The 23,064-nt window shown below is 42.5% G+C and carries 17 protein-coding genes, 2 tRNA genes and 3 rRNA genes; 12 read left to right on the top strand and 10 right to left on the bottom strand.

All coding sequences use genetic code 11. The annotated features are described in order from the left end of the window. The first annotated feature begins 169 nt into the window (after nt 1-169). Nucleotides 170-478 (top strand): hypothetical protein, encoded by a 309-nt coding sequence (locus AC4CU2_RS16225; protein WP_125274318.1) that lies wholly within the window; start codon nt 170-172, stop codon nt 476-478. 43 nt (nt 479-521) lie between these two features. Here the strand turns inward: AC4CU2_RS16225 and AC4CU2_RS16220 are convergent, their stop codons facing one another. From AC4CU2_RS16220 to AC4CU2_RS16195, 6 genes are all read right to left on the bottom strand, one after another. Then, a complete protein-coding gene (locus tag AC4CU2_RS16220) occupies nt 522-1,457 on the bottom strand; it encodes a hypothetical protein (RefSeq protein ID WP_279732700.1) in 936 nt (311 codons plus the stop codon). An 81-nt stretch (nt 1,458-1,538) separates the two neighbouring features. After that, entirely contained in the window at nt 1,539-1,982 is a 444-nt protein-coding gene (locus AC4CU2_RS16215) for an AAA family ATPase (protein WP_335999878.1), read from the bottom strand. Between the two features lie 102 nt (nt 1,983-2,084). Beyond that, on the bottom strand, nt 2,085-2,675 hold the full coding sequence (locus AC4CU2_RS16210; RefSeq protein WP_101495484.1) for a PM1805 family lipoprotein: 591 nt from the start codon (nt 2,673-2,675) through the stop codon (nt 2,085-2,087). A gap of 134 nt (nt 2,676-2,809) precedes the next feature. Continuing rightward, the gene (locus AC4CU2_RS16205) at nt 2,810-3,184 is read right to left on the bottom strand and encodes an RcnB family protein (RefSeq protein WP_078389797.1); all 375 of its coding nucleotides are present in this window, start codon (nt 3,182-3,184) and stop codon (nt 2,810-2,812) included. A 199-nt stretch (nt 3,185-3,383) separates the two neighbouring features. Then, nucleotides 3,384-3,929, bottom strand: coding sequence for a glutathione peroxidase (locus AC4CU2_RS16200; RefSeq protein WP_242759923.1), 546 nt, complete (start codon nt 3,927-3,929; stop codon nt 3,384-3,386). 123 nt (nt 3,930-4,052) lie between these two features. After that, entirely contained in the window at nt 4,053-4,607 is a 555-nt protein-coding gene (locus AC4CU2_RS16195; RefSeq protein ID WP_419381194.1) for a PM1805 family lipoprotein, read from the bottom strand. A gap of 337 nt (nt 4,608-4,944) precedes the next feature. Here AC4CU2_RS16195 and AC4CU2_RS16190 point away from each other — a divergent pair, with 337 nt between their 5' ends. Further along, nucleotides 4,945-5,865, top strand: coding sequence for a DMT family transporter (locus tag AC4CU2_RS16190; protein ID WP_078426305.1), 921 nt, complete (start codon nt 4,945-4,947; stop codon nt 5,863-5,865). A 399-nt stretch (nt 5,866-6,264) separates the two neighbouring features. Here AC4CU2_RS16190 and tsaC read toward each other — a convergent pair whose 3' ends face one another. The 3 genes from tsaC to AC4CU2_RS16175 are packed head-to-tail and all read right to left on the bottom strand — an operon-like array spanning nt 6,265 to nt 9,190. Then, the gene (tsaC, locus tag AC4CU2_RS16185; RefSeq protein ID WP_004684448.1) at nt 6,265-6,834 is read right to left on the bottom strand and encodes an L-threonylcarbamoyladenylate synthase type 1 TsaC; all 570 of its coding nucleotides are present in this window, start codon (nt 6,832-6,834) and stop codon (nt 6,265-6,267) included. A 45-nt stretch (nt 6,835-6,879) separates the two neighbouring features. Next, nucleotides 6,880-8,013: a DNA-processing protein DprA gene (gene dprA, locus AC4CU2_RS16180; protein ID WP_490769108.1), complete on the bottom strand. Its 1,134-nt coding sequence runs from the start codon at nt 8,011-8,013 to the stop codon at nt 6,880-6,882. Nucleotides 8,014-8,035: 22 nt separating this feature from the next. Beyond that, entirely contained in the window at nt 8,036-9,190 is a 1,155-nt protein-coding gene (locus AC4CU2_RS16175; protein WP_490769107.1) for a LysM peptidoglycan-binding domain-containing protein, read from the bottom strand. 120 nt (nt 9,191-9,310) lie between these two features. Here AC4CU2_RS16175 and def point away from each other — a divergent pair, with 120 nt between their 5' ends. The 9 genes from def (at nt 9,311) to AC4CU2_RS16130 (ending at nt 20,155) form a co-directional block, all read left to right on the top strand. After that, the gene (gene def, locus AC4CU2_RS16170; RefSeq protein WP_004684452.1) at nt 9,311-9,844 is read left to right on the top strand and encodes a peptide deformylase; all 534 of its coding nucleotides are present in this window, start codon (nt 9,311-9,313) and stop codon (nt 9,842-9,844) included. 90 nt (nt 9,845-9,934) lie between these two features. Next, nucleotides 9,935-10,354: a DUF2946 family protein gene (locus AC4CU2_RS16165; RefSeq protein WP_004684453.1), complete on the top strand. Its 420-nt coding sequence runs from the start codon at nt 9,935-9,937 to the stop codon at nt 10,352-10,354. Between the two features lie 72 nt (nt 10,355-10,426). Then, nucleotides 10,427-12,472 (top strand): TonB-dependent copper receptor, encoded by a 2,046-nt coding sequence (locus tag AC4CU2_RS16160; protein ID WP_490769106.1) that lies wholly within the window; start codon nt 10,427-10,429, stop codon nt 12,470-12,472. A gap of 710 nt (nt 12,473-13,182) precedes the next feature. Beyond that, nucleotides 13,183-14,720 (top strand): 16S ribosomal RNA (locus tag AC4CU2_RS16155). A gap of 61 nt (nt 14,721-14,781) precedes the next feature. Further along, nucleotides 14,782-14,858, top strand: a tRNA-Ile gene (locus tag AC4CU2_RS16150). Between the two features lie 66 nt (nt 14,859-14,924). Further along, nucleotides 14,925-15,000, top strand: a tRNA-Ala gene (locus AC4CU2_RS16145). A 434-nt stretch (nt 15,001-15,434) separates the two neighbouring features. Then, a 23S ribosomal RNA gene (locus tag AC4CU2_RS16140) occupies nt 15,435-18,328 on the top strand. A 175-nt stretch (nt 18,329-18,503) separates the two neighbouring features. Further along, nucleotides 18,504-18,618, top strand: a 5S ribosomal RNA gene (gene rrf, locus AC4CU2_RS16135). The 16S, 23S and 5S rRNA genes sit together here with 2 tRNA genes alongside, the layout of an rRNA operon. Before the next feature lie 244 nt (nt 18,619-18,862). Beyond that, nucleotides 18,863-20,155 (top strand): glutamate carboxypeptidase, encoded by a 1,293-nt coding sequence (locus AC4CU2_RS16130; RefSeq protein WP_490769105.1) that lies wholly within the window; start codon nt 18,863-18,865, stop codon nt 20,153-20,155. A gap of 272 nt (nt 20,156-20,427) precedes the next feature. Here the strand turns inward: AC4CU2_RS16130 and AC4CU2_RS16125 are convergent, their stop codons facing one another. Then, complete coding sequence (locus AC4CU2_RS16125; RefSeq protein ID WP_227518530.1) at nt 20,428-20,655, bottom strand: hypothetical protein; 228 nt, start codon at nt 20,653-20,655, stop codon at nt 20,428-20,430. Here AC4CU2_RS16125 and AC4CU2_RS16120 point away from each other — a divergent pair. Then, the gene (locus AC4CU2_RS16120) at nt 20,654-23,059 is read left to right on the top strand and encodes a YgiQ family radical SAM protein (protein ID WP_490769104.1); all 2,406 of its coding nucleotides are present in this window, start codon (nt 20,654-20,656) and stop codon (nt 23,057-23,059) included. The genes AC4CU2_RS16125 and AC4CU2_RS16120 overlap by 2 nt on opposite strands. The last annotated feature ends 5 nt before the right edge of the window (nt 23,060-23,064 follow it).

Here is a 23,064-nt window from a genome sequence, read left to right as displayed (position 1 = left end):
GAAATTATGTGATTTAATCGTAATTAAACCACATATTATTTGGATAAATATTAATCTACAAGTCACACGTCATTTTTAATCTCGCTAGATATTAGTATTCTCTAAAGTTGCATATCTTTTATTCAACAGAAGTTATATTTTAAACGCTTCTCTGTAAGCGAAGATGAATATGAACCTGATTGCACATGAATCCCACTTTTGGGAACTTTACCAAGATTTTGAGCATTATTATCTGAGTATTGCAGTCGATATGAGTTCAGTGGTGTCGTGTTGGGACTTGGTGTTGACTTCAGAAGAAATATTACAATATGAACATCGGGGTCGCGCGAGTATTCAGGAGCTGACCAAAGCCATGATTGAAGCAGCTTATAAGGGTGATTTTTCAATGATGGAAGCACGTTTAGCCAAGCCATATGAGCGTCACGCTATGCAAAAGGCCTTTAAAGATTGGTTAGCGCAGAGCAAAACTCAGGAATAGTCTTAATTTTGATGAGGTATGAGCTTAAAGCATTGTTTTAAATTTATTTCAAAAAGCTTTGACGCAATTGGCTGAACATCATGCGGCTAACGGTATCGTGCTGCGTCTCGATCAGCTTTTTGATTTGCTCAACTTGAGGCTTATCTTCAGGAATCACAATCTCTGAATCGATTTCGATATCCGAATTGGGCATGGTATTGGATGGTTGCTTAAGTAAATTTGAAGATGGGTGTTCGGCATGCCAAAGCTGTGTTTCGAGTGACATGATGTACTTATATTCATCAGTATTCGGGTTAAACCTCTTATAAAGCCTTAAGTCTTGCATCGCATCTTGACGGCTTCGATCAGGCATATCTGTTTCGACTTCCAACCATTCAGAGATAACCGGATGAATTTCATGTTGCATCAGTTGGTAATAAAGCCAATCACTGAGCAGGCTATGATCGATGTCAGACAGATATGGGCTGTTGTGTTGCAGCAATTGTTGTAAGTGTTCGAGAACCAAAACTTCTTGCTTTTGTAAGGCATAGCGCGCTTCAGCATCAAATTGTTGGTATTCTTCGGCTGGAATTTCAGTGAAATGTTGTTGTTCAACGAAGGCATCTACAATATGCGTTTGAAATAAGGTATTCCATTGCTCTAGCGCATGAATTTCGAGCTGTTGTAGCTCTTTAAACGCTTTGCTTTGATAGCGGCTGAGCTGCAGGCGCTGAATATTTTGCTGGTTGAACTCAATTTTTTGTTTGATGTATTCAGCATAAGCACCTTGTTGTTTGGGGCTGACAGGGCTTACAACATCGACCAAAAGTAACTGCTGTTGTTGTTTGTATTTGAGCCAGTCCTGAATACGTTGAACCTCTTTATGCTCTTTAGAAAAAAACTGGGTTAAGTGTGGCGTGGTTTTTTCAGGCATTAAAAAGTGCATCCCGCCAAAGACGATGATTGCTAAACAGGCGATCACAAGAATGACTTTTTTCATTATAAAAATGTTTTTCTGTGTTTCTTATTTGTACATGGTAGCCTAAAAATGAGAAATAGTTAATGTTTTTTCATTAAAGCTTCAAATCTGTATGGGTGAAATTGAAAATTCACCTTGCCCAAGAATACGAACTTTATACAGTGCATCAAAGCCTTCAGCGTAGTGTGGAGGTTCAAATTTTTGAGCGGTGGCTCTGATTCCGACTTCAGGAATGCAGGCTTTGCCTTCACGTAAGTGGTTGCGTTCCAGTGCACCTTTAAGCTCAGTCTCAAAGAAATAGCCAACAATTTCAAAGCCTGCGGCCTGAGCACTGGCAATATAACGCGCACGATCGGCTGGCGTAGGGTTGGTATTATCAATCACCATTTTGGTTTTTGAGGCCAGTCCTGCTTCAAAAATGATTTTTTCACGATGCCGTGTTTTCAGCATATCAAGGTTGATGCGCAAATGGCTATGTGCCAAATTCAGCAGATAATAGCTCGATTTTCCCGAAGCTTGGATGCCCATAAAAATAATCAGCTGCATGTGTGAAATCGTGCCTCAATCAAAGTAGGAGAAAACGTAGGAGAAAACGGTTGTAGTCATTTTCTCCTACTCTATTGCTGAAAGCACCAATATTTACATGTTTTAAGATTGGTTTGTGTTTGAGCTATCATTCTCAGCTTGTTGCGGAATCATCATTGAAGCCAGTTTCAACATTTCAGATTGGATCGTGCCCATTTGCTGTTGTATCTTTTTAAAGTCGACTTGGCTAAAATCCACTTGTCCATTTAAAAAAGGCGAAGCTAAAACTTGTTGGTTAGCAGACAGTAATTTTTCACGGATATCATTGATTTCTTGGGTTTTAAGATTCAGGCCATTCAAGGCATTATTGAAACCTGTAAGCTGTTGTTGTAAAGCTGTCGCGGCTTCTTGCAACTGTTGCTGATCGTGCTGTTCAATTGCGGTCTGCAAGTCATTTTGGGTTTCTTGCAGCTGAGTGACATATTCGCCTGCTTTTAATTGCATATCTGCAACATCACGCACGATATAGAGCATGTTGCCACTTTTCAGTTCAGCTTTTTCAGGGCTTTGTGTATTCGCTGATTGGTGTTGCTCAGATGACTCAGTCTGGATGTCTTGCTGATTCGGCTCTGTTGCTTGCTCACAGCCAATGAGTAGGATGCCTGAACTAAACAGTGCAAAAGGAAGAACTAAGTTTTGTAAAAGCTTTTTCATCATCAAATCAATATTGGGCTATGTGTTTTTTAATATAAGGGCAAAATGTGTAGATAAAATGCTGGGTTTCAAAGTCATAACAAAACTTTTTAAAACAAAAAAAGAGTGCCTGAGCACTCTTCATTTACAGCAGTTTAACCAGCAATGATTTTAATAATGGAATGATTGCGAATGTCTGTCAGTACATAGTCGCCATTCACTTTAATCCACTGTTGGTTTTTACCGGGTTTGCTGAGTTTTTTGTATTTTTGGTGATCTACTTTATAGGCATTGCTATGGTAAGCGCTTGGGAGTTTTTGACCTGCTTTCCAGTCTTGAGATGGACGGTTGGCTTTTTTGACAGTGGCATGGGTTGGTTGTTGATGTCCATTTGAAGTCTGCTTTTGCGCATGTCCATGTGACTGAGCTGCTTGATGTTGCTGATGTTGTTCTTGTGGTGCTGCTAGTGCAGGAAGGGCAATCAATGCGGTTGAGATAGATAAAACGGCTGCTTTTATAAATGTATTCATGAGCTTCACTTTGGGTTGTCTTGAGCGGATAGATGCATCATAGAGTGAAGTGTTTGATTGATCGTGAATGAAGTGTTGTAAAATTATCAAAATAAAGAAGAAATCATGAAGATCGAACCGATTCGAGTGTCATTACTCATTTAAAAAAATAAAAATATAAGCAGCCGTTAAATTCGACTGCTTATAAACAGCTTCAGGCTTATTTGGCCAATTCGGCATTGATGGCATCGAGAATACGCGGATCATTGGCTGTAATGTCCGGTGCAAAACGCGCAACCACTTCGCCATTTTTATTGATTAAGAATTTCTCGAAGTTCCACAGCACTTCAGGTAGTTCATTCGGTGTTAAACCATAGTCCACCAAGTCTTTCCACCAAGGGCCTTCACCAATGCGTTCAGGCACCGATTGGGTGAGCGTTTCATATAACGGATGCTTATCATCCCCAGCAACCGAGATTTTTGAAAAAAGCGGGAAATCCACTTGATAGTTTAAAGAGCAGAATTCTTGAATTTCAGCATCTGAACCCGGTTCTTGTGCCAAGAAATTGTTGGCAGGAAAACCTAGAATCTCTAAACCCTGTGATTTTTTGTCTTGATAGAGTTTTTCTAAGCCTTCGTACTGCGGTGTGAGGCCACATTTAGATGCCACATTCACCACCAAGAGAACTTTACCTTGGTATTGGTTTAAGTTGATGTCTTCGCCCTGAATGGATTTGACTGGAATATTATAAATCGAAGTGCTCATTTGCGTGTCCTTATACGATGTGCATTTTATTGTGTTGGAAGCGTTCGACAAAGTCACGCCCATTTGTGGATTGATCGCAACAAAAAAGCAAGCCAAGGCTTGCTTTAAAGGGTAGGGAGGTCATTAAGACGCTGGAGCCGCTTTGACTTTCGCTTCCAAAGCCGTTACGTCAGCAATGATCGATTTCTGCAATTCAGTGGCTTTGTTTTGAAGTTCGGTGATTTTCGCGCTATCTGGCGTTGTTTTTGTACTTTCTTTGGTGAGCTCGACACCCAGATCATTGGCGTCCTGCATTTTTTCACGTAAGGCATCTACTTCAGCACTTTTTAAGGTTAAGGCATCTAATTCATCATTAAATTGCTTCACATAGGTTTCTGTTTTTTCAACCATATTTTTAATTTGAGCGGGATCCTTTTTCTCTAAGGTTGCACTCACTTCTTTTTGAAATGCGGCGGCTTCTTGAGCTTTGGCATTCGATAGCGTTTGTACGGCTAACAAATCGGCTTGAATATCGGCAATATTGTTATTGCTATGATTAGCAACGATAGTGGTTGCTTCGGTTGAGGTCGCTTCAGATGCAGACGTCGTTTGTTCAATGGCTGGCTCAGTTCCTTTTTTTTCGCACGCAGCCAAAGTAAGTGTGGCCATACAAACTGTGGTTAAAAGTAACTTTTTCATAACGACATCCTTCTATCGGGAAATATGTTTTTGTAGGCCAAAGTCTATAAGAGCAATGACCAATCAATTAAAAAATACGTTCGCTAGAACAGCATCAATACGATGCAGAGATCGTTGACATTGTTCTATGGTGTTTTTGTAGAGTGAAGCTGCTGAAATGCATCAATTTGTTGAAATGTATAGTTTTATATTATCTTAATAATATGTTTTTTATGAATTTTATATTTTAAGATAAATGTATCAATTATGTGTGATACCCAAATGATATTCGAATAAATCATAAAAATGTTTTACCATTCATTTAAATTTTGCAAACAAAAGCTAAACGGGAAAAAGAATGAGTACCACAACACAACGTATGTATTGGGCTTTGAGTCTCCCTATCATTGCCGTACTCATTTGGTCGATCAATATTGTCGTTACACGTTATGTAGCTGATTTCATTTCGCCAGTCAGTATTAGTTTTTATCGGTGGTTCTTTGCCTTCATTCTGTTAACACCTTTTGTCGTGCGACCTTTATGTCGGCAGTGGGCATTAATTCGAGTGCATTTGGGTCAGTTGGCAGTGCTAAGTGCATTTGGTCTGGTGTTGTATCAGGGCTTAGCCTACACCGCAGCGCACTATACGACTGCGACCAATATGGGATTGATTAATGCCTTTATTCCGATCTTCACCATTTTTGTTTCACTGCTGATTTTAAAAGATATTCCAAATCGTTTTGCGATGATTGGTAGTATTTTATCTTTTGCAGGTTTGGTTTATATCATTGGGCAGGGCAATCTTGCAGGGCTAGTTCAATCGGGCGGGCATTTGGGAGATGTCCTGATGGTGGTTGCGGTATTCTTCTATGCCTTTTATGGGGTATTTTTGAAAAAGTGGCAATTGCAAATTCCCTTGATGTTGAGCCTCTATGTGCAGATCTTTTTTGCACTGCTTTACCATTTACCTTTTATTGCCTATTTCGGTCTCGATTCAATCAATAGTCAAAATGCGGCAAGTGTTATGTATGCCAGCATTTTCCCTTCTTTGGTTGCGCCTTTACTGTGGATGTTGGCCATTACCCATTTAGGGCCGAATCGAACCAGTATTTTCATGAACTTGATGCCAGTCTTTACCGCAGTGATTGCCTATGTCTGGTTGAAAGAGGCGTGGACGGTTTATCATACGGTCGGTGGTGTGGTCATTATCTGTGGCATTTTACTGGCACAGCGTAAAACAGCTTTAAAAACGGCACCTTTAGTAAACTCGATGGATTAATTTTGGTTGAAAATCGATCATTTAAATTATTTTTTTAATAGAATAATTCATTAATAAGTTAATTTATTAATGCTATTTTAGATGATTAATGTATTTAATGTATGTAAAAGCTGATTAAAAATAGGTAGATAATTTGAATTATAATTTAATTATCTCAATTAATCAGCGTTTTAACGCTGTTTTTAATATAAAAAATCTATTTGTTTAGAAAAGTAATTTGTTACATAATACGTCCACTGCAAACTTAGGCGAATGTCAAAACGGACATTAAGTGTTTGCTCATCAGTTTTCAGACCCTCTGGATGTGATTACACATCCTTTTTCATGCTCAGCCATCCCTATATGGCTGAGCTTTTTTTTTTCTATTTTTCAGTAAAAATCCTGAGAAATAGCACGCTTTTAGGCACGAACCACTGCTCCAGTTTCGGCATCGAGTATGCGACTCGGTTCTTGGCTCAAGCCTAGGTCACCATTTAGATAATTCACTTGTTGCGCAAAGTATTGGTTGGCATCTTGTAATGAGCGGGCAGGTGATAATCCAGCAGGGTTGGCACTGGTTGAGACTATGAAGCCTTGAAAGGCATTGCAAAGCGCCACACAAATCGGATGTGTGGTTACCCGTACAGCAACTTTAGGGTGATTGCCTTTAATCCATGTTGGAATATGTTCATTTGCAGGTAACAACCACGTGGTTGCGCGTTCTGATGGACTGCGATCGCTCCAGCTGTCGATCACTTGTTGACGGATGTGGGGATCTAAATGTTCTAAAAGCGGTTCAACTTGAGCAATTTGCCCAGCCAGTAATATTACCCCTTTTTCAATCGGGCGTTGCTTAATCTGCAAAATATCTAGAAAAGCCTGTTCGTTATACGGATCACAGCCTAAACCCCATACTGCTTCTGTTGGATATGCTAAAACTTGACCTTGTTTTAAACATTGCGCCGCTTCAGTCACAGAGGTGGTAATCATTACACTTTGTACCTTTTATTGATTTATAAAGGGTTATTGTGAACCTTATTGGCTGGAACGGCAACGCAGATAATTGCCAGCCTGTTGTTGTGCAAGCCCCAAAATTTCCAGTTCCATTAACTGGCTAGTGAGTGTGGCAATATCGGTGTTAAGTTTGAAATTAAGTTGATCCATATTTTGTCCCACCCAATCCAGTTGATTATAAAGTTCGAGTAAATTAGATGGGATCTCAATACTAGCGCTTGGGGTGGTTTCTTGTGACTGGGATTGGCTATGCCATTGAGTGGGGAGTGCCAAGTCTTCAATGATTTGTTCAGGATGATCGACTAAAATCGCCCCTTCTCGGATTAGTTGATGACAACCTTGATGGTGTTCACTGTAAATATGACCGGGAATCGCAAAAATGGTTTTCCCTTGTTCAGCAGCAGATTTGGCTGTACCAAGAGAGCCACTTTTGAGTGCGGCTTCTGCAACCACAACCCCTAAACTCAATGCACTGACGATGCGGTTGCGCCGTGGAAAATTATGCTGTAAAGGCGGTGTATGTGGTAAAAATTCAGTAATGATACAGCCATTATTTTCTAATATTTGCGTACGCAGTGTTTGATGTTGGGAGGGGTAAGTGAGATCTAAGCCCGTGCCCATCACCGCAATAGTGCGTTGATGTTTTAAGCCGCCCTGATGTGCCGCTGCATCAATGCCTTCAGCTAAACCACTGCAAATATAAAAGCCTTTTTCGGCGAGGTAATAAGCAAAGTCATAAGCCACTTGTTTGCCGTGCGGACTGGGTTTTCGACTACCGACGATAGCAACTTGAGGTTGGAGTAAACTTTGTGGATTGCCCTGACCAAATAAAATCGGTGGTCGGTCAGCATAGGGCAGCAGCTGCGAGGGATAATGACTTTCACTATCAAGCAAAATAAAATCACAACTGGATTGGACGTCATGCAATAAAGTTTGTAATTTGGTTTGTCCAGCAGGTGTTTGGATTTCTGCGACACGTTGTAGATGGCTTTTGTGTAAGCCGAGATTTGGCCAGATCCGAAGATTGGAGGCAGCAACAGCTTTTGTGCTTGTGCCAAAATGCTGCTGTAGTTTTTGAAAGCTCGATAAAGAATGCTGAACTAAATACCACAGGGTGATTGTTGCAATCTGTTCATGTGATAAAGAGTTCAGCATATATACACCTTAAAGCAACGGATTATTCATCCACGACAGAGGGAGAAAGTTTCGCGCCCAAGTTCATTGGTAGTTCGCTGTCGAGCACATAAGCATAGCTGACACGGTCAAAGGTTTTAAATACCATGATGTTGCCGATACGCTCCGTTGGAAGGGTCAGTTTTTCATTGGTTTTCGGATCACGAATTTCTTGACCCTTTTGACTAACCGAGAACACATAACCCGATTGAACGCCATCCACTGTGCCACGATCAATGGTTACAACTGAATGCTTCGCAGCTAGACCAATCGAACCTTGAACACGAATCACTTGTCCACCCCCAGTCACATCTTGTGCATGTGTTGGGTAGAACAAGGTTGGAAGCATGGCGTCGTATTCAGGCAGTACGCGATAACCACGACGTACTTCAGAATTATACGAATCTGTGATTTCTAAAGTGGACATGTCATTTTCACCACGAATGGCAATGGCTGAGCCAACCTGAGTCAATTCTAGACCTAGATTTTGTTTTTTACCCTCTGCATCCGTCACAATGTACGGTTCGCCTTCACGGTAAATCGCGTAGCGTTGACCGACTTCAATGCCTTGGCCACGTGCATAAACGGTTTGACCTTTACCTGCAATCACACGCTCATCGGCAGCACCAACAATATAAGGTGTACCTTCCAAAGATTCCTCGGAAAGAATGGTACTGTGTTCAAGCCAGTTTTTAATGTATTCCAGTGGAATGACAGGAATGGCATTGTTTAAAGACTCAACGCGTGCTTGAGGTTTAAGTTTAGTGCCGCCTGTATAACGACGAATAATCCCTTCACAGCCATCACCTTCATCTTTACCAATAATTGGACGGCCTTCATGAGTACACATCAGTAAACGGTCACCTGGGAAAATCCAATGCGGATTTTTGACGTGTCTATTGCTGGCCCAAATTTCAGGCCAACGCACAGGATTGTTTAGGAAACGTTTAGAAATATCCCACAGGGTATCGCCTTTTTTCACCACATAAACATTCGGTGCATTGGCTTTTAAAGCAGGTGGATTGTAATTTCGTGTAGGCGCCGCTTGAGCTGTTGAAATGACGCCTGCGCCAACACTTACGCAAACCGCAAGTGCTAACATGTGTTGCTTAAACCCCAAGGCACTAAAAGATGGCATGCCCATAAAAACCTTTTTCATTATCATAATTCCTAAAATTATGTATGTAGTTGCGTTATAATAACGATATTACACACATTTTTTTGATCAAGCATTCCCTTCATTTGGTTTTTTGATCAATGGCATAATTGAGGACGCAGTATGGCCTTATTACCTATTTTAAGTTTTCCTGATCCCCGTCTTCGTACCATTGCAGAACCCGTCGAAGAAGTTACTGATGAAATTCGTCAGCTGGCTGCAGATATGTTTGAAACCATGTATGAAGCGCCAGGCATTGGACTTGCCGCGACACAAGTTGATCGTCATATTCAGTTGATTGTCATGGACTTATCTGAACATAAAGATCAACCTTTGGTATTCATTAACCCCAAAGTTACCCCATTGACTGAAGAAACGCAGCCCTATGAAGAAGGCTGCCTATCAGTTCCCCAAATATACGACAAAGTTGAGCGCCCGTCACGCGTAAAGATCGAAGCAATTAACCTTGAAGGTCAAGCATTTGAGATCGAAGCTGACGAACTTCTCGCTGTTTGCATTCAACATGAAATGGATCACTTAAATGGCAAATTGTTCGTCGACTATTTGTCACCACTGAAGCGTCAACGCGCACGTGAAAAAGTAGAAAAATTGACTCGTCAGCGCCAAAAAGACAAAGTAGCTGTGAAACGCGGTTAAGTTTTTTTGCTTAAAAATCATCTTTAAAGTGAGCCCAATTTCAATTGGGCTTTGTTATACTGGCCGCGTTCTCAATTCGGATGGAATGGATTGTTTTTTAGAGCTGCGTTGCTACTGTCTTGTGTAGCTGTGTTTTTACAGATTGCTGTTTTTTTACAGCCTTTACTACCGACGCAATATCAAATTGCGCCGGTCTGTGAAACCATTTCGCGTGCGCTTTTACTCAAACCAGTTGAACATCTCAGTTCTCATGCTGAAAAGCATTCAACACATCAGCATGAACTCAGTTCACAACATGCCGAACACAATCATCATGATGCAAGTCATCAATGCCAATACTGTACGGTATATGGCAATCTCGTGCTGCCGCCTGATTTAGAGTTAAAAGCGGTACTTGACCGTATTCAAGTCCGTTTAATTGCATTCCAAAAAGCCTTTGCGCATGTTTGGTTTGCACTGCAACAACTCTTTTTACTACCTCAAGGGCGAGCACCGCCACTGTTTGTATAAACCTAGACATATATTTTTCGGGTCTTAACGGACTCTAGCCTAGTTGTATTTATAGATTCAGTGAGAATAAAAATGGCTCAGCCTACATTCTTTTTACAGCCTCTTGCGGCTGCGATTTCCCTTGCTTGTTTTTCAAGCGTCGTATTTGCCGCTGAAGCAGACAGTGCACACATTTTAGCACCTATCGTGGTGACGGCTCAGCAGGGCAATGATGCCCATGGTCTGATTGTACATGCTGACCCTAAACAACCCACTCAGCCAATTCCTGCGGTTGATGGTGCAGCCTACCTACAAAGTATTGTGGGTTTTAACCAAATCAAAAATGGCGGGGCGAATGGTGATGTCACCTTCCGTGGTATGTTTGGCTCACGTATTAAAATCCTCACAGATGGTACGGAAAATTTAGGCGCATGCCCAAGCCGTATGGATAATCCTGCTTCTTATGTTTCTCCTGAAAGCTACGACAAAATCACAGTCGTAAAAGGGCCACAAACTGTTCAGTATGCGCATACTGGTTCAGCCGCAACCGTTATTTTTGAACGTGAGCCGGAGCAGCTCACTTCGGCGAAACCTTATCGTGGGCAAGCCAGTGTCATGCTTGGTTCTTACGGTCGTTTGGATCAGAATGTTGAAGCCGCTGTTGGTGATGAAACGAAATATGCACGTTTAAATGCCAATCGTTCGATTGCAGATAGTTATCAAGATGGAGCTGGTCACACGGTTCCGTCCGATTGGGAAAAGTGGAATGCAGATCTCGCGCTGGGCTGGACTCCAAATGAGGACACATGGGTAGAGCTGAAAGGTGGGAAGAGTGATGGTGAGGCTGTTTATGCTGGACGTAGCATGGATGGTTCTAAGTTTGCTCGTGAAAGTCTAGGTTTACATGTTGAAAAGAAAAACATTAGTGAGGTGATCAAGAAAGTCGAAGCGCAAGTGGACTATAGCTATAACGATCATGTCATGGATAATTTTCGTTTAAGAACGCCACCGACAACGACCATGACGATGCATGGTATGCAGATGACTGTGCCGAATAAGATGGAAATGGAAGTAACGCGCCGTACTTTGAATGCACGCGCTGCAATGACTTCTGAATGGGACAAAGTCAGCCTGATGACAGGAATAGACTCGCAGAGCAATAAACATGGCGGCAATATGATTATGTATGCTATGCCGAGTATGAATTCTCCCTTTAAAACCAATATGGAATTTGAGTCTTATGGGGCTTTCGGTGAGCTGAGTTATGCATTCAATGATCAGCATAAACTGGTGACAGGTGCACGCGTCGATCAAGCGAAGATCGATAACTTAGCCACTGATACAGAACGTAAAGAAACCCTGCCAAGTGGTTTTGTTCGAATTGAAAGTGAACTTGCGGAACATGTTAAAACTTACGCAGGTTTGGGTTATGTAGAGCGTGTGCCTGATTATTGGGAATTGTTTAGTACCAAATACCATCAAAGTACAGGTACGACCTTTGCTGATTTAGAGAATGAAAAAACCGCGCAGTTTGATGCAGGTTATCAATATGAACAGGGTGCATTTAAATCATGGGCTTCAGTTTATGCAGGTTTGATTCAAGACTATATATTGGTGGCATATACTCCGACAGGTTCAATGGGGCGGTTGGAAGCCAAAAGCCGAAATGTCGATGCAACCATTGCAGGTGCTGAAGCAGGTGTGGCTTACCAGTTGACGGATCAAATTCAAGCGGACATCAGTGCCATGTATGCGTGGGGTGAAAATATAACGGATCACACCGCTTTACCGCAAATTGCACCATTAGAAGGGCGTTTCAATCTACGCTATGTGCAAGAGAAATATAATCTCGGTTTGTTATGGCGTGTGGTGGCAGCACAAGATCGTACCAGCTATCGAGAAGGCAATATCATTGGATACGATTTAGAAGACAGTAAAGGTTTTGGAACTTTGTCTTTAAATGGGACTTATAATATCCAAAAAGATCTAGACCTTTCAGTCGGAATAGATAATGTGCTGAATAAAAACTATGCCGAGCATTTGAATAAACTTGGAAGTTCAGGTTTTGATTATGCTGCAACCGAACAATTCAATAATATTGGACGTAATTATTGGGCGCGTATCAGTATGAAGTTCTAAACATGTTGAGATGATCGGAAACAGCCATTCTAGAAATAGAATGGCTGTTTTGGTTTTAAGGTAGAAATTGAGTGAGAAAACAGCATTGTGAGCGGATATTCACCATAAAAAGTAGAAAGAAAAAGCGATTTAAATAAAATATTTAAATATTATTTCGATATATTTTTATTTAAATTAATTAAAACAATGTATTGAGTTTAATTTGTGCGAATGTGATGGGCGGTTTAAGGCGCTAGCTAGGAAGTAGATAAATTTATTAAAAATATTTTTCATAAATAACAGTAACTTATATTTTTATGAGTTTGAAAAATAAACATGCAGAAATATTTATTGAGAAAAGGTGTTGCAAGGGGTTAGAAATACTGTAGAATGCACATCCATCGGTGGTGATATTGATTAAAACTTGTTGAGAAACAAGGATTTAGCCCAAGCGGTAGAATCTGGAAGTCTTGAATAAGTTTAAAAATAATTAACAAAACCAGTTGACTTTCTCTGGAAAGAGAGTAGTATAGCCGACCTAGCTTGCTGATGACGAATCAGCAAGAAGATCATTAAGAGATTATGAAGAACAACTTGTGTGGATTTTTACTGATTGATCGATCGAAAATATTTCATTGATTGATGGTAAAAATTACTCGAAGTTTATTTGAGAAATATTTGTCAGAAAATTGATGAGCCAAGATTTGTAGCCATAAGCTACTAATGATTTTTAACTGAAGAGTTTGATCATGGCTCAGATTGAACGCTGGCGGCAGGCTTAACACATGCAAGTCGAGCGGGGTGATGTAGCTTGCTACATTACCTAGCGGCGGACGGGTGAGTAATGCTTAGGAATCTGCCTATTAGTGGGGGACAACATTCCGAAAGGAATGCTAATACCGCATACGCCCTACGGGGGAAAGCAGGGGATCTTCGGACCTTGCGCTAATAGATGAGCCTAAGTCAGATTAGCTAGTTGGTGGGGTAAAGGCCTACCAAGGCGACGATCTGTAGCGGGTCTGAGAGGATGATCCGCCACACTGGGACTGAGACACGGCCCAGACTCCTACGGGAGGCAGCAGTGGGGAATATTGGACAATGGGCGAAAGCCTGATCCAGCCATGCCGCGTGTGTGAAGAAGGCCTTTTGGTTGTAAAGCACTTTAAGCGAGGAGGAGGCTACTTAGATTAATACTCTAGGATAGTGGACGTTACTCGCAGAATAAGCACCGGCTAACTCTGTGCCAGCAGCCGCGGTAATACAGAGGGTGCGAGCGTTAATCGGATTTACTGGGCGTAAAGCGTGCGTAGGCGGCTTTTTAAGTCGGATGTGAAATCCCTGAGCTTAACTTAGGAATTGCATTCGATACTGGGAAGCTAGAGTATGGGAGAGGATGGTAGAATTCCAGGTGTAGCGGTGAAATGCGTAGAGATCTGGAGGAATACCGATGGCGAAGGCAGCCATCTGGCCTAATACTGACGCTGAGGTACGAAAGCATGGGGAGCAAACAGGATTAGATACCCTGGTAGTCCATGCCGTAAACGATGTCTACTAGCCGTTGGGGCCTTTGAGGCTTTAGTGGCGCAGCTAACGCGATAAGTAGACCGCCTGGGGAGTACGGTCGCAAGACTAAAACTCAAATGAATTGACGGGGGCCCGCACAAGCGGTGGAGCATGTGGTTTAATTCGATGCAACGCGAAGAACCTTACCTGGTCTTGACATAGTAAGAACTTTCCAGAGATGGATTGGTGCCTTCGGGAACTTACATACAGGTGCTGCATGGCTGTCGTCAGCTCGTGTCGTGAGATGTTGGGTTAAGTCCCGCAACGAGCGCAACCCTTTTCCTTATTTGCCAGCGGGTTAAGCCGGGAACTTTAAGGATACTGCCAGTGACAAACTGGAGGAAGGCGGGGACGACGTCAAGTCATCATGGCCCTTACGACCAGGGCTACACACGTGCTACAATGGTCGGTACAAAGGGTTGCTACCTAGCGATAGGATGCTAATCTCAAAAAGCCGATCGTAGTCCGGATTGGAGTCTGCAACTCGACTCCATGAAGTCGGAATCGCTAGTAATCGCGGATCAGAATGCCGCGGTGAATACGTTCCCGGGCCTTGTACACACCGCCCGTCACACCATGGGAATTTGTTGCACCAGAAGTAGGTAGTCTAACCGCAAGGAGGACGCTTACCACGGTGTGGCCGATGACTGGGGTGAAGTCGTAACAAGGTAGCCGTAGGGGAACCTGCGGCTGGATCACCTCCTTAACGAAAGATTGACGATTGGTAAGAATCCACAACAAGTTGTTCTTCATGACGATGTATCTGAGGGTCTGTAGCTCAGTTGGTTAGAGCACACGCTTGATAAGCGTGGGGTCACAAGTTCAAGTCTTGTCAGACCCACCAAATCTGACTAACAAGCATTGTTAAATGCTGAATACAGAAACAGAAACATTGACTTATTGATAAGCTGGGGACTTAGCTTAGTTGGTAGAGCGCCTGCTTTGCACGCAGGAGGTCAGGAGTTCGACTCTCCTAGTCTCCACCAAATTTCAAGACAAGAAAACTTAAAGCACTGCTTTAAGGCTTTTCCTTGAAATTTAAGCAAGAAGCTATGCTTCGCGCAGATAGGTTGGATTATAGAATTTAGTAAGTTGAAGCTTATTAACTTCTGTGATTTATCACAGTTTCCTGACCTGACGAAGGCTGGAAAAATCATTAACAGAATATATTTGAGTTGAAATAATTTGTTCATACTCGTTTTTAAGATCGACATTAACAGTGATTTATTACTGATTGATGAAGATTGAAGAAATGAGTTACTAGCGAAATTAACTGAATCAAGCGTTTTGGTATGTGAATTGAATTGAAGCTGTACAGTGTTTAAGTACACAGAACAACAAACTGTAAGGAAGTGATGAGAAATCATCATAGACTGTCTTAATCCTACTTGTAGGGATTAACGACTGTTTGGGGTTGTATAGTCAAGTAATTAAGTGCATGTGGTGGATGCCTTGGCAGTCAGAGGCGATGAAAGACGTAATAGCCTGCGATAAGCTCCGGGGAGGCGGCAAATATCCTGTGATCCGGAGATTTCTGAATGGGGAAACCCACCTGTCATAAGGCAGGTATCGTATGATGAATACATAGTCATACGAGGCGAACGAGGGGAAGTGAAACATCTCAGTACCCTTAGGAAAAGAAATCAATTGAGATTCCCTCAGTAGCGGCGAGCGAACGGGGAAAAGCCCATTAAGTCATATAAGTTCTAGTGGAATGCTCTGGGAAGTGCAACCATAGTGGGTGATAGTCCTGTACACGAAAGGGCTTATATGATGATGTCGAGTAGGGCGGGGCACGTGAAACCTTGTCTGAATATGGGGGGACCATCCTCCAAGGCTAAATACTCCTGACTGACCGATAGTGAACCAGTACCGTGAGGGAAAGGCGAAAAGAACCCCTGTGAGGGGAGTGAAATAGATCCTGAAACCGCATGCATACAAGCAGTGGGAGCCGACTTGTTCGGTGACTGCGTACCTTTTGTATAATGGGTCAGCGACTTACATTCAGTAGCGAGGTTAACCGCATAGGGGAGCCGTAGAGAAATCGAGTCTTAATAGGGCGTTTAGTTGCTGGGTGTAGACCCGAAACCGGGTGATCTATCCATGAGCAGGTTGAAGGTTGGGTAACACTAACTGGAGGACCGAACCCACTGTCGTTGAAAAGCCAGGGGATGACTTGTGGATAGGGGTGAAAGGCTAATCAAACTCGGTGATAGCTGGTTCTCCCCGAAAGCTATTTAGGTAGCGCCTCGGACGAATACCATTGGGGGTAGAGCACTGTTTCGGCTAGGGGGTCATCCCGACTTACCAAACCGATGCAAACTCCGAATACCAATGAGTACTATCCGGGAGACAGACTGCGGGTGCTAACGTCCGTAGTCAAGAGGAAAACAATCCAGACCGCCAGCTAAGGCCCCAAAATTATAGTTAAGTGGGAAACGATGTGGGAAGGCATAGACAGCTAGGAGGTTGGCTTAGAAGCAGCCACCCTTTAAAGAAAGCGTAATAGCTCACTAGTCGAGTCGGCCTGCGCGGAAGATGTAACGGGGCTAAAACTATATGCCGAAGCTGCGGATTTGCAATTTATTGCAAGTGGTAGGGGAGCGTTCTGTAAGCCGATGAAGGTGTATTGAGAAGTATGCTGGAGGTATCAGAAGTGCGAATGCTGACGTGAGTAACGACAATGCGAGTGAAAAACTCGCACGCTGAAAGACCAAGGGTTCCAGTCCAACGTTAATCGGGGCTGGGTGAGTCGACCCCTAAGGCGAGGCCGAGAGGCGTAGTCGATGGGAAATTGGTTAATATTCCAATACTTCTATGTAATGCGATGAGAGGACGGAGAAGGTTAAGTCAGCCTGGCGTTGGTTGTCCAGGTGGAAGGTTGTAGGCATGTATCTTAGGCAAATCCGGGGTACTCTATGCTGAGAACTGATAGCAAGCTGTACTTGTACAGTGAAGTGGCTGATACCATGCTTCCAGGAAAAGTCTCTAAGCTTCAGTTACATAGGAATCGTACCCGAAACCGACACAGGTGGTCAGGTCGAGTAGACCAAAGCGCTTGAGAGAACTCTGCTGAAGGAACTAGGCAAAATGGTACCGTAACTTCGGGAGAAGGTACGCTGCCGACGGTGATAGGATTTACTCCTTGAGCTATTGGCAGCCACAGAAACCAGGCCCCTGCAACTGTTTATTAAAAACATAGCACTCTGCAAACACGAAAGTGGACGTATAGGGTGTGATGCCTGCCCGGTGCTGGAAGGTTAATTGATGGGGTTAGCGTAAGCGAAGCTCTTGATCGAAGCCCCAGTAAACGGCGGCCGTAACTATAACGGTCCTAAGGTAGCGAAATTCCTTGTCGGGTAAGTTCCGACCTGCACGAATGGCATAATGATGGGGGCGCTGTCTCCAGCAGAGACTCAGTGAAATCGAATTCGCCGTGAAGATGCGGTGTACCCGCGGCTAGACGGAAAGACCCCGTGAACCTTTACTGCAGCTTGACATTGAACTTTGATCTTACTTGTGTAGGATAGGTGGGAGGCTTTGAAACCGAGACGCTAGTTTCGGTGGAGCCAATCTTGAAATACCACCCTGGTAATATTGAGGTTCTAACTCTGTCCCGTTATCCGGGACGAGGACCATGTCTGGTGGGTAGTTTGACTGGGGCGGTCTCCTCCTAAAGAGTAACGGAGGAGTACGAAGGTGCGCTCAGCGTGGTCGGAAATCACGCGTAGAGTATAAAGGCAAAAGCGCGCTTAACTGCGAGACCCACAAGTCGAGCAGGTACGAAAGTAGGTCTTAGTGATCCGGTGGTTCTGTATGGAAGGGCCATCGCTCAACGGATAAAAGGTACTCTGGGGATAACAGGCTGATACCGCCCAAGAGTTCATATCGACGGCGGTGTTTGGCACCTCGATGTCGGCTCATCTCATCCTGGGGCTGAAGCAGGTCCCAAGGGTATGGCTGTTCGCCATTTAAAGAGGTACGCGAGCTGGGTTTAGAACGTCGTGAGACAGTTCGGTCCCTATCTACCGTGGGCGTTGGAAATTTGAGAGGATCTGCTCCTAGTACGAGAGGACCAGAGTGGACGAACCTCTGGTGTACCGGTTGTGACGCCAGTCGCATCGCCGGGTAGCTATGTTCGGAAGGGATAACCGCTGAAAGCATCTAAGCGGGAAGCCTACCTCAAGATAAGATTTCCCTAGGACTTTATGTCCTCTAAAGAGCCGTTGAAGACTACGACGTTGATAGGTTGGATGTGGAAGCATAGTGATATGTGAAGCTGACCAATACTAATTGCTCGTGAGGCTTGACTATACAACACCCAAACAGTTGGTGTTGTGGTTCAAATCACTGCAAACAACTTGATTTAGTTATAAAGCTAGATAAAATATCCAACTCAAATATACCTGTTAATAACTCATTTGATGAAAGTTAGGCACGAAGAGCACTGCTCTGAGGTTAGACCCAACGAATAGTCATAAACAGTTGTGCTGGCGACAATAGCAAGAGTGAACCACCTGATCCCTTCCCGAACTCAGAAGTGAAACCTCTTAGCGCTGATGGTAGTGTGGAGTTATCCATGTGAGAGTAAGTCATCGCCAGCTCATTAATTCTAAATCCCCCTAACTCAAATGAGATAGGGGGATTTTTTTATGTGTGAAATAATAAAAAATGAACGAATCAATCGTCTAATTGAGTTTTAGGACAGGTTTCTACATACTGATTTACTTATTTATCGATCATGACATTTAATCTACCCAACATTTTTGTTTTAAAATTTTTAAAAAATTGGATAGTCGATCAAATGCTCATAGTTTGTTAGCAATATCTTTAAATGGAATAATGAGTATGTCTAATAAAATTCAATATCAACTGAAAAAACTTCCTTTAATCTCATGTGCGTTGTTGAGCTGTTTGGCTTTTGGGCAAGTACATGCTGTATCTAATGATCAGGTCAAACATCTGGTTGAGTCAGAAAAAAAGAATTATTTAAATACTCTAGAGGCTTTAGTCAATATTGAGTCGGGGAGTAAAGATCTTGTCGGCGTGAATAAGATCGCTAAATATGTCGCCGAACAATTAAAAACGACAGGTGCTGAGGTCAGTATTGTAGAAGCTAAAGATATATATCGTATGGATGATACGCCCCAACAGACTGGTCCAATGGTAAAAGCTGTTTTAAAGGGTAAAGGCAGCAGTAAAATTATGCTAATTGCTCATATGGATACGGTGTATTTAACTGGAATGTTGAAAGACCAACCTTTTAAAATGGAAGGAGATAAAGTTTTTGGTCTTGGAATTTTAGATGATAAACAGGGAGTTGCTGCGATTATTCATATGCTTGATCTTTTGAAAAAGTTGAATTATCAAGATTATGGTGCGATCACAGTCTTACTTAACTCCGATGAGGAGATCAGTTCGCCAGGCTCACGCAAACTGATTACTGAAACTGCACAAGATCAAGATGTGGTTTTGTCATTTGAGGGTGGTGGCAAAGACGGCAGTTTACGTTTAGCCACCAGTGGGATTGGTGCAGCATATTTAGAGGTTCACGGGAAATCTGCACATGCAGGTGTTAAGCCTGAAGCAGGCATAAATGCACTGACAGAATTGTCACATCAAATCTTACGGTTACAAGATTTATCGAACCCTAAAACAGGATTGAAATTAAACTGGACTGTGGCGAGTGCAGGTAAAGTGCGTAACGTGATTCCAGACCTTGCAACTGCACAAGCAGATGTTCGTGCCTTACAAGTTAAAGATTTTCAGCAAGTGGAACGTGTATTACAGGAAAGGATTAAACGTAAAAAGTTAGCTGATAGTGAAGTTAAGTTAAAGTTTGAAATGCGTCGCCCACCTTTAATGGCAAATCCACAGGCAAAAAAATTGGCTGAACAAGCACAGCTTATTTACAAAAATGATTTTAACTTACCAATGAAGATCTTAGCTGAAGCAACAGGTGGTGGTACAGATGCCGCATTTGCTGGCTTAAATTCGAAAGCAGCGATTTTAGAAGGCATGGGCTTATCTGGTGATGGTGCACATTCGAATAATGCTGAATATATTTTAGTTGAAAGTATTGTGCCGCGTTTATATTTAGCGACAAAGTTGATTATGGATTTATCGACTGCTCAAAAATAATAAAGTTGGTATGAAAGAACTGAACTGATTTGAGTTTTTACATGATGAAAGATGGTGTTTATTTTTAGCAGCATTTTTCATTAATCTAAATATCAGAATCTTATAAGGAAATGATGATATCTTAAATAAAAACTATATAAAGTGAGGGATATTCTGAGAGATCGGTATAGCTATAGTTGATGTTACTTTTTTTATTCTTTGCTGCGTTATTCAGCGGAATCTGTTGGGTCTCGATGTATTGCTTGCTGTCCCAAGTGATTGGACTTTGGTCTTTATTCTTTAAGGAATGAAGGGGCAGCTTTTGTCTCTTCACTGTCGAATTGTTTCTTTTTAAATAAAAACTTCGAAATTACGTTTGCATAAAAAAATAAATGATAACGTGCTGTATATGATGCTTTTTTAACCAAGCAAGCTGAATGTAATTCATGGTAAAATGATCGGCTTTCATCTTTGATCTTTATTTGAGATCTTTCATCTGCCAGCCGAGAATTGCTAGCCATGTCTACTGCTTATACTATGCAGACCGCGCCTAAAGCGTTGTTTGATTACGACAAATATTGGGCGTCATGTTTTGAACCTGCGCCATTTTTGCCGATGTCGCGCGAGGAAATGGACCAACTCGGTTGGGATAGTTGTGACTTTATTTTGGTCTGTGGTGATGCGTATATCGACCATCCATCATTTTGTTCGGGCATTATTGGCCGTACGTTAGAAGCACAAGGTTTCCGTGTCGGGATTATTGCACAACCTGATTGGACTAATGTTGAAGCATTTCGAGTTTTGGGTAAGCCAAATATTGCTTGGGGTGTGACTGCTGGGAACATGGATTCGATGATCAACCGTTATACGGCTGATCGTAAAATTCGTTCTGATGATGCCTATTCACCAGATAATTTACCCAATAAACGTCCAGACCGTGCAGCAACCGTATATTGCCAACGTGTACGCGAAGCATTTCCAGATGTACCTGTATTGTTAGGTGGAATTGAAGCATCTTTACGTCGTATTGCACATTATGACTATTGGTCAGACAAAGTTCGTCGTTCAGTGTTGATGGACTCAAAAGCCGATCTTTTGATGTATGGTAATGGTGAGCGTTCAATTACTGAAGTGATGCATCGCTTAGCCAAAGGCGAAAAGATTCACGAAATTACAGATGTTCGTGGCACGGCATTTATCGTGAATAAATTAAACCGGCCATCTAAAGCTAAATTTGTTGAAATCGCATCGAATGATGTGGATGCCATTGGCCGTGTTGATCCGATCATCAATCCTTATGTGATGACTGAAGATTTAGATGGCTGTGAAATTGAAAAAGATAAGGGCAATTCTTTAACCCAATACCAAAATTTCCAAAAAGAAATTGTGACGAATCAAATTGTTCGTGAAGGGGATAAACTCGATCCTGATACACAAATTGTGCAATTACAGCCGTCTTCAAAGGCAATTAAACATAAATTACCGCCGCGTGAGCTGGCTGTGATTCGTTTGCCTGCATTTGAAGCAGTGGCAGATGATCCCGTTTTATATGCACATGCCAACCGTATTTTGCACCTTGAAACCAATCCGGGAAATGCACGTGCTTTGGTACAAAAGCATGGCGAGCGTGATGTTTGGTTAAATGCTCCACCGATTCCGTTAACGACGGAAGAAATGGACTATGTGTTTGATTTACCTTATGCACGTCTACCGCATCCTGTCTATGCTGATGCGCGTTTCCCTGCATTTGATATGATCAAATTTTCTGTCAACATTATGCGTGGCTGTTTTGGGGGTTGTACCTTCTGTTCGATTACAGAACATGAAGGACGCATCATTCAAAACCGTTCAGAAGAATCAATTTTACGTGAAGTTGAAAAGATTCGCGATACTGCACCAGGTTTTACCGGCATCATTTCTGATTTGGGTGGGCCTACAGCAAACATGTATCGTTTGCATTGTAAAGACCCTGAAATTGAAAAGAACTGTCGTAAACCATCGTGTGTTTATCCGGGTGTTTGTCAAAACCTACATACTGATCATGCACCTTTAACGCAGCTATATCGTAAAGCACGTGCCATTAAAGGCATCAAAAAGATTCTGATTGGTTCGGGTCTGCGTTATGACTTAGCGGTGTTAAACCCTGAATATGTTAAAGAATTGGTGCAGCATCATGTCGGTGGTTATTTAAAAATTGCGCCTGAACATACCGAAAAAGGTCCATTGTCTAAGATGATGAAACCGGGCATCGGGACCTATGATCGTTTCAAGCAAATGTTTGATCGTTTCAGTAAGGAAGCAGGTAAAGAACAGTATCTGATTCCGTACTTTATTGCAGCGCATCCGGGTACGACTGAATATGACATGATGAATTTGGCGATTTGGCTGAAGAAAAATGGTTTCCGTGCCGATCAGGTACAAACTTTTTATCCATCACCAATGGCCACAGCGACCACCATGTATCACACAGGTAAAAACCCACTAGCAAAAGTGGCACGTTATACTGAAGATGTGGATATTGTGAAAGGTGAGAAGCGTCGTCGTCTGCATAAAGCCTTCTTACGTTATCATGATCCAAACAACTGGCCTTTACTCCGCGATGCTTTAAAAGAGATGGGCCGCCAAGACTTGATTGGTAACTCGAAACAGCATTTGATTCCAACCTATCAACCGCAAGGGACAGAAGGTCAGTATCAGTCTGCTCGGAAGAAAAACTCAACCGTGGATGGTGATTCGCAAAAACGTAATGGTGATAGCCGTAACCAACAAGCGAAAAATCAATCGCATCCATCAAATACCAAGAAGCGTCCTGAACGTGGTCAGATTTTAACGCAGCATACAGGTTTGCCGCCGCGTGAAACAGGTGACGCCAAGAAGCCATTTGGACATTCAAAGTCAAAACCAAAGTCTAAGTCACGTGCTTAATGGCA

The organism is Acinetobacter sp. 797_lipA (assembly GCF_058243025.1).
This window is presented reverse-complemented; position numbering and strand designations above follow the sequence as displayed.

What these genes read in the sequence shown, in the direction of transcription:
- AC4CU2_RS16205 (WP_078389797.1), bottom strand. Translation starts at nt 3,184, where the DNA reads ATGAATACATTTATAAAAGCAGCCGTTTTATCTATCTCAACCGCATTG.
- dprA (WP_490769108.1), bottom strand. Translation starts at nt 8,013, where the DNA reads ATGCTGAACTCTTTATCACATGAACAGATTGCAACAATCACCCTGTGG.
- AC4CU2_RS16200 (WP_242759923.1), bottom strand. Translation starts at nt 3,929, where the DNA reads ATGAGCACTTCGATTTATAATATTCCAGTCAAATCCATTCAGGGCGAA.
- AC4CU2_RS16190 (WP_078426305.1), top strand. Translation starts at nt 4,945, where the DNA reads ATGAGTACCACAACACAACGTATGTATTGGGCTTTGAGTCTCCCTATC.
- AC4CU2_RS16215 (WP_335999878.1), bottom strand. Translation starts at nt 1,982, where the DNA reads ATGCAGCTGATTATTTTTATGGGCATCCAAGCTTCGGGAAAATCGAGC.
- AC4CU2_RS16160 (WP_490769106.1), top strand. Translation starts at nt 10,427, where the DNA reads ATGGCTCAGCCTACATTCTTTTTACAGCCTCTTGCGGCTGCGATTTCC.
- AC4CU2_RS16220 (WP_279732700.1), bottom strand. Translation starts at nt 1,457, where the DNA reads ATGAAAAAAGTCATTCTTGTGATCGCCTGTTTAGCAATCATCGTCTTT.
- tsaC (WP_004684448.1), bottom strand. Translation starts at nt 6,834, where the DNA reads ATGATTACCACCTCTGTGACTGAAGCGGCGCAATGTTTAAAACAAGGT.
- AC4CU2_RS16120 (WP_490769104.1), top strand. Translation starts at nt 20,654, where the DNA reads ATGTCTACTGCTTATACTATGCAGACCGCGCCTAAAGCGTTGTTTGAT.
- AC4CU2_RS16175 (WP_490769107.1), bottom strand. Translation starts at nt 9,190, where the DNA reads ATGAAAAAGGTTTTTATGGGCATGCCATCTTTTAGTGCCTTGGGGTTT.
- AC4CU2_RS16125 (WP_227518530.1), bottom strand. Translation starts at nt 20,655, where the DNA reads ATGGCTAGCAATTCTCGGCTGGCAGATGAAAGATCTCAAATAAAGATC.
- AC4CU2_RS16130 (WP_490769105.1), top strand. Translation starts at nt 18,863, where the DNA reads ATGTCTAATAAAATTCAATATCAACTGAAAAAACTTCCTTTAATCTCA.
- AC4CU2_RS16225 (WP_125274318.1), top strand. Translation starts at nt 170, where the DNA reads ATGAACCTGATTGCACATGAATCCCACTTTTGGGAACTTTACCAAGAT.
- AC4CU2_RS16195 (WP_419381194.1), bottom strand. Translation starts at nt 4,607, where the DNA reads ATGAAAAAGTTACTTTTAACCACAGTTTGTATGGCCACACTTACTTTG.
- def (WP_004684452.1), top strand. Translation starts at nt 9,311, where the DNA reads ATGGCCTTATTACCTATTTTAAGTTTTCCTGATCCCCGTCTTCGTACC.
- AC4CU2_RS16210 (WP_101495484.1), bottom strand. Translation starts at nt 2,675, where the DNA reads ATGAAAAAGCTTTTACAAAACTTAGTTCTTCCTTTTGCACTGTTTAGT.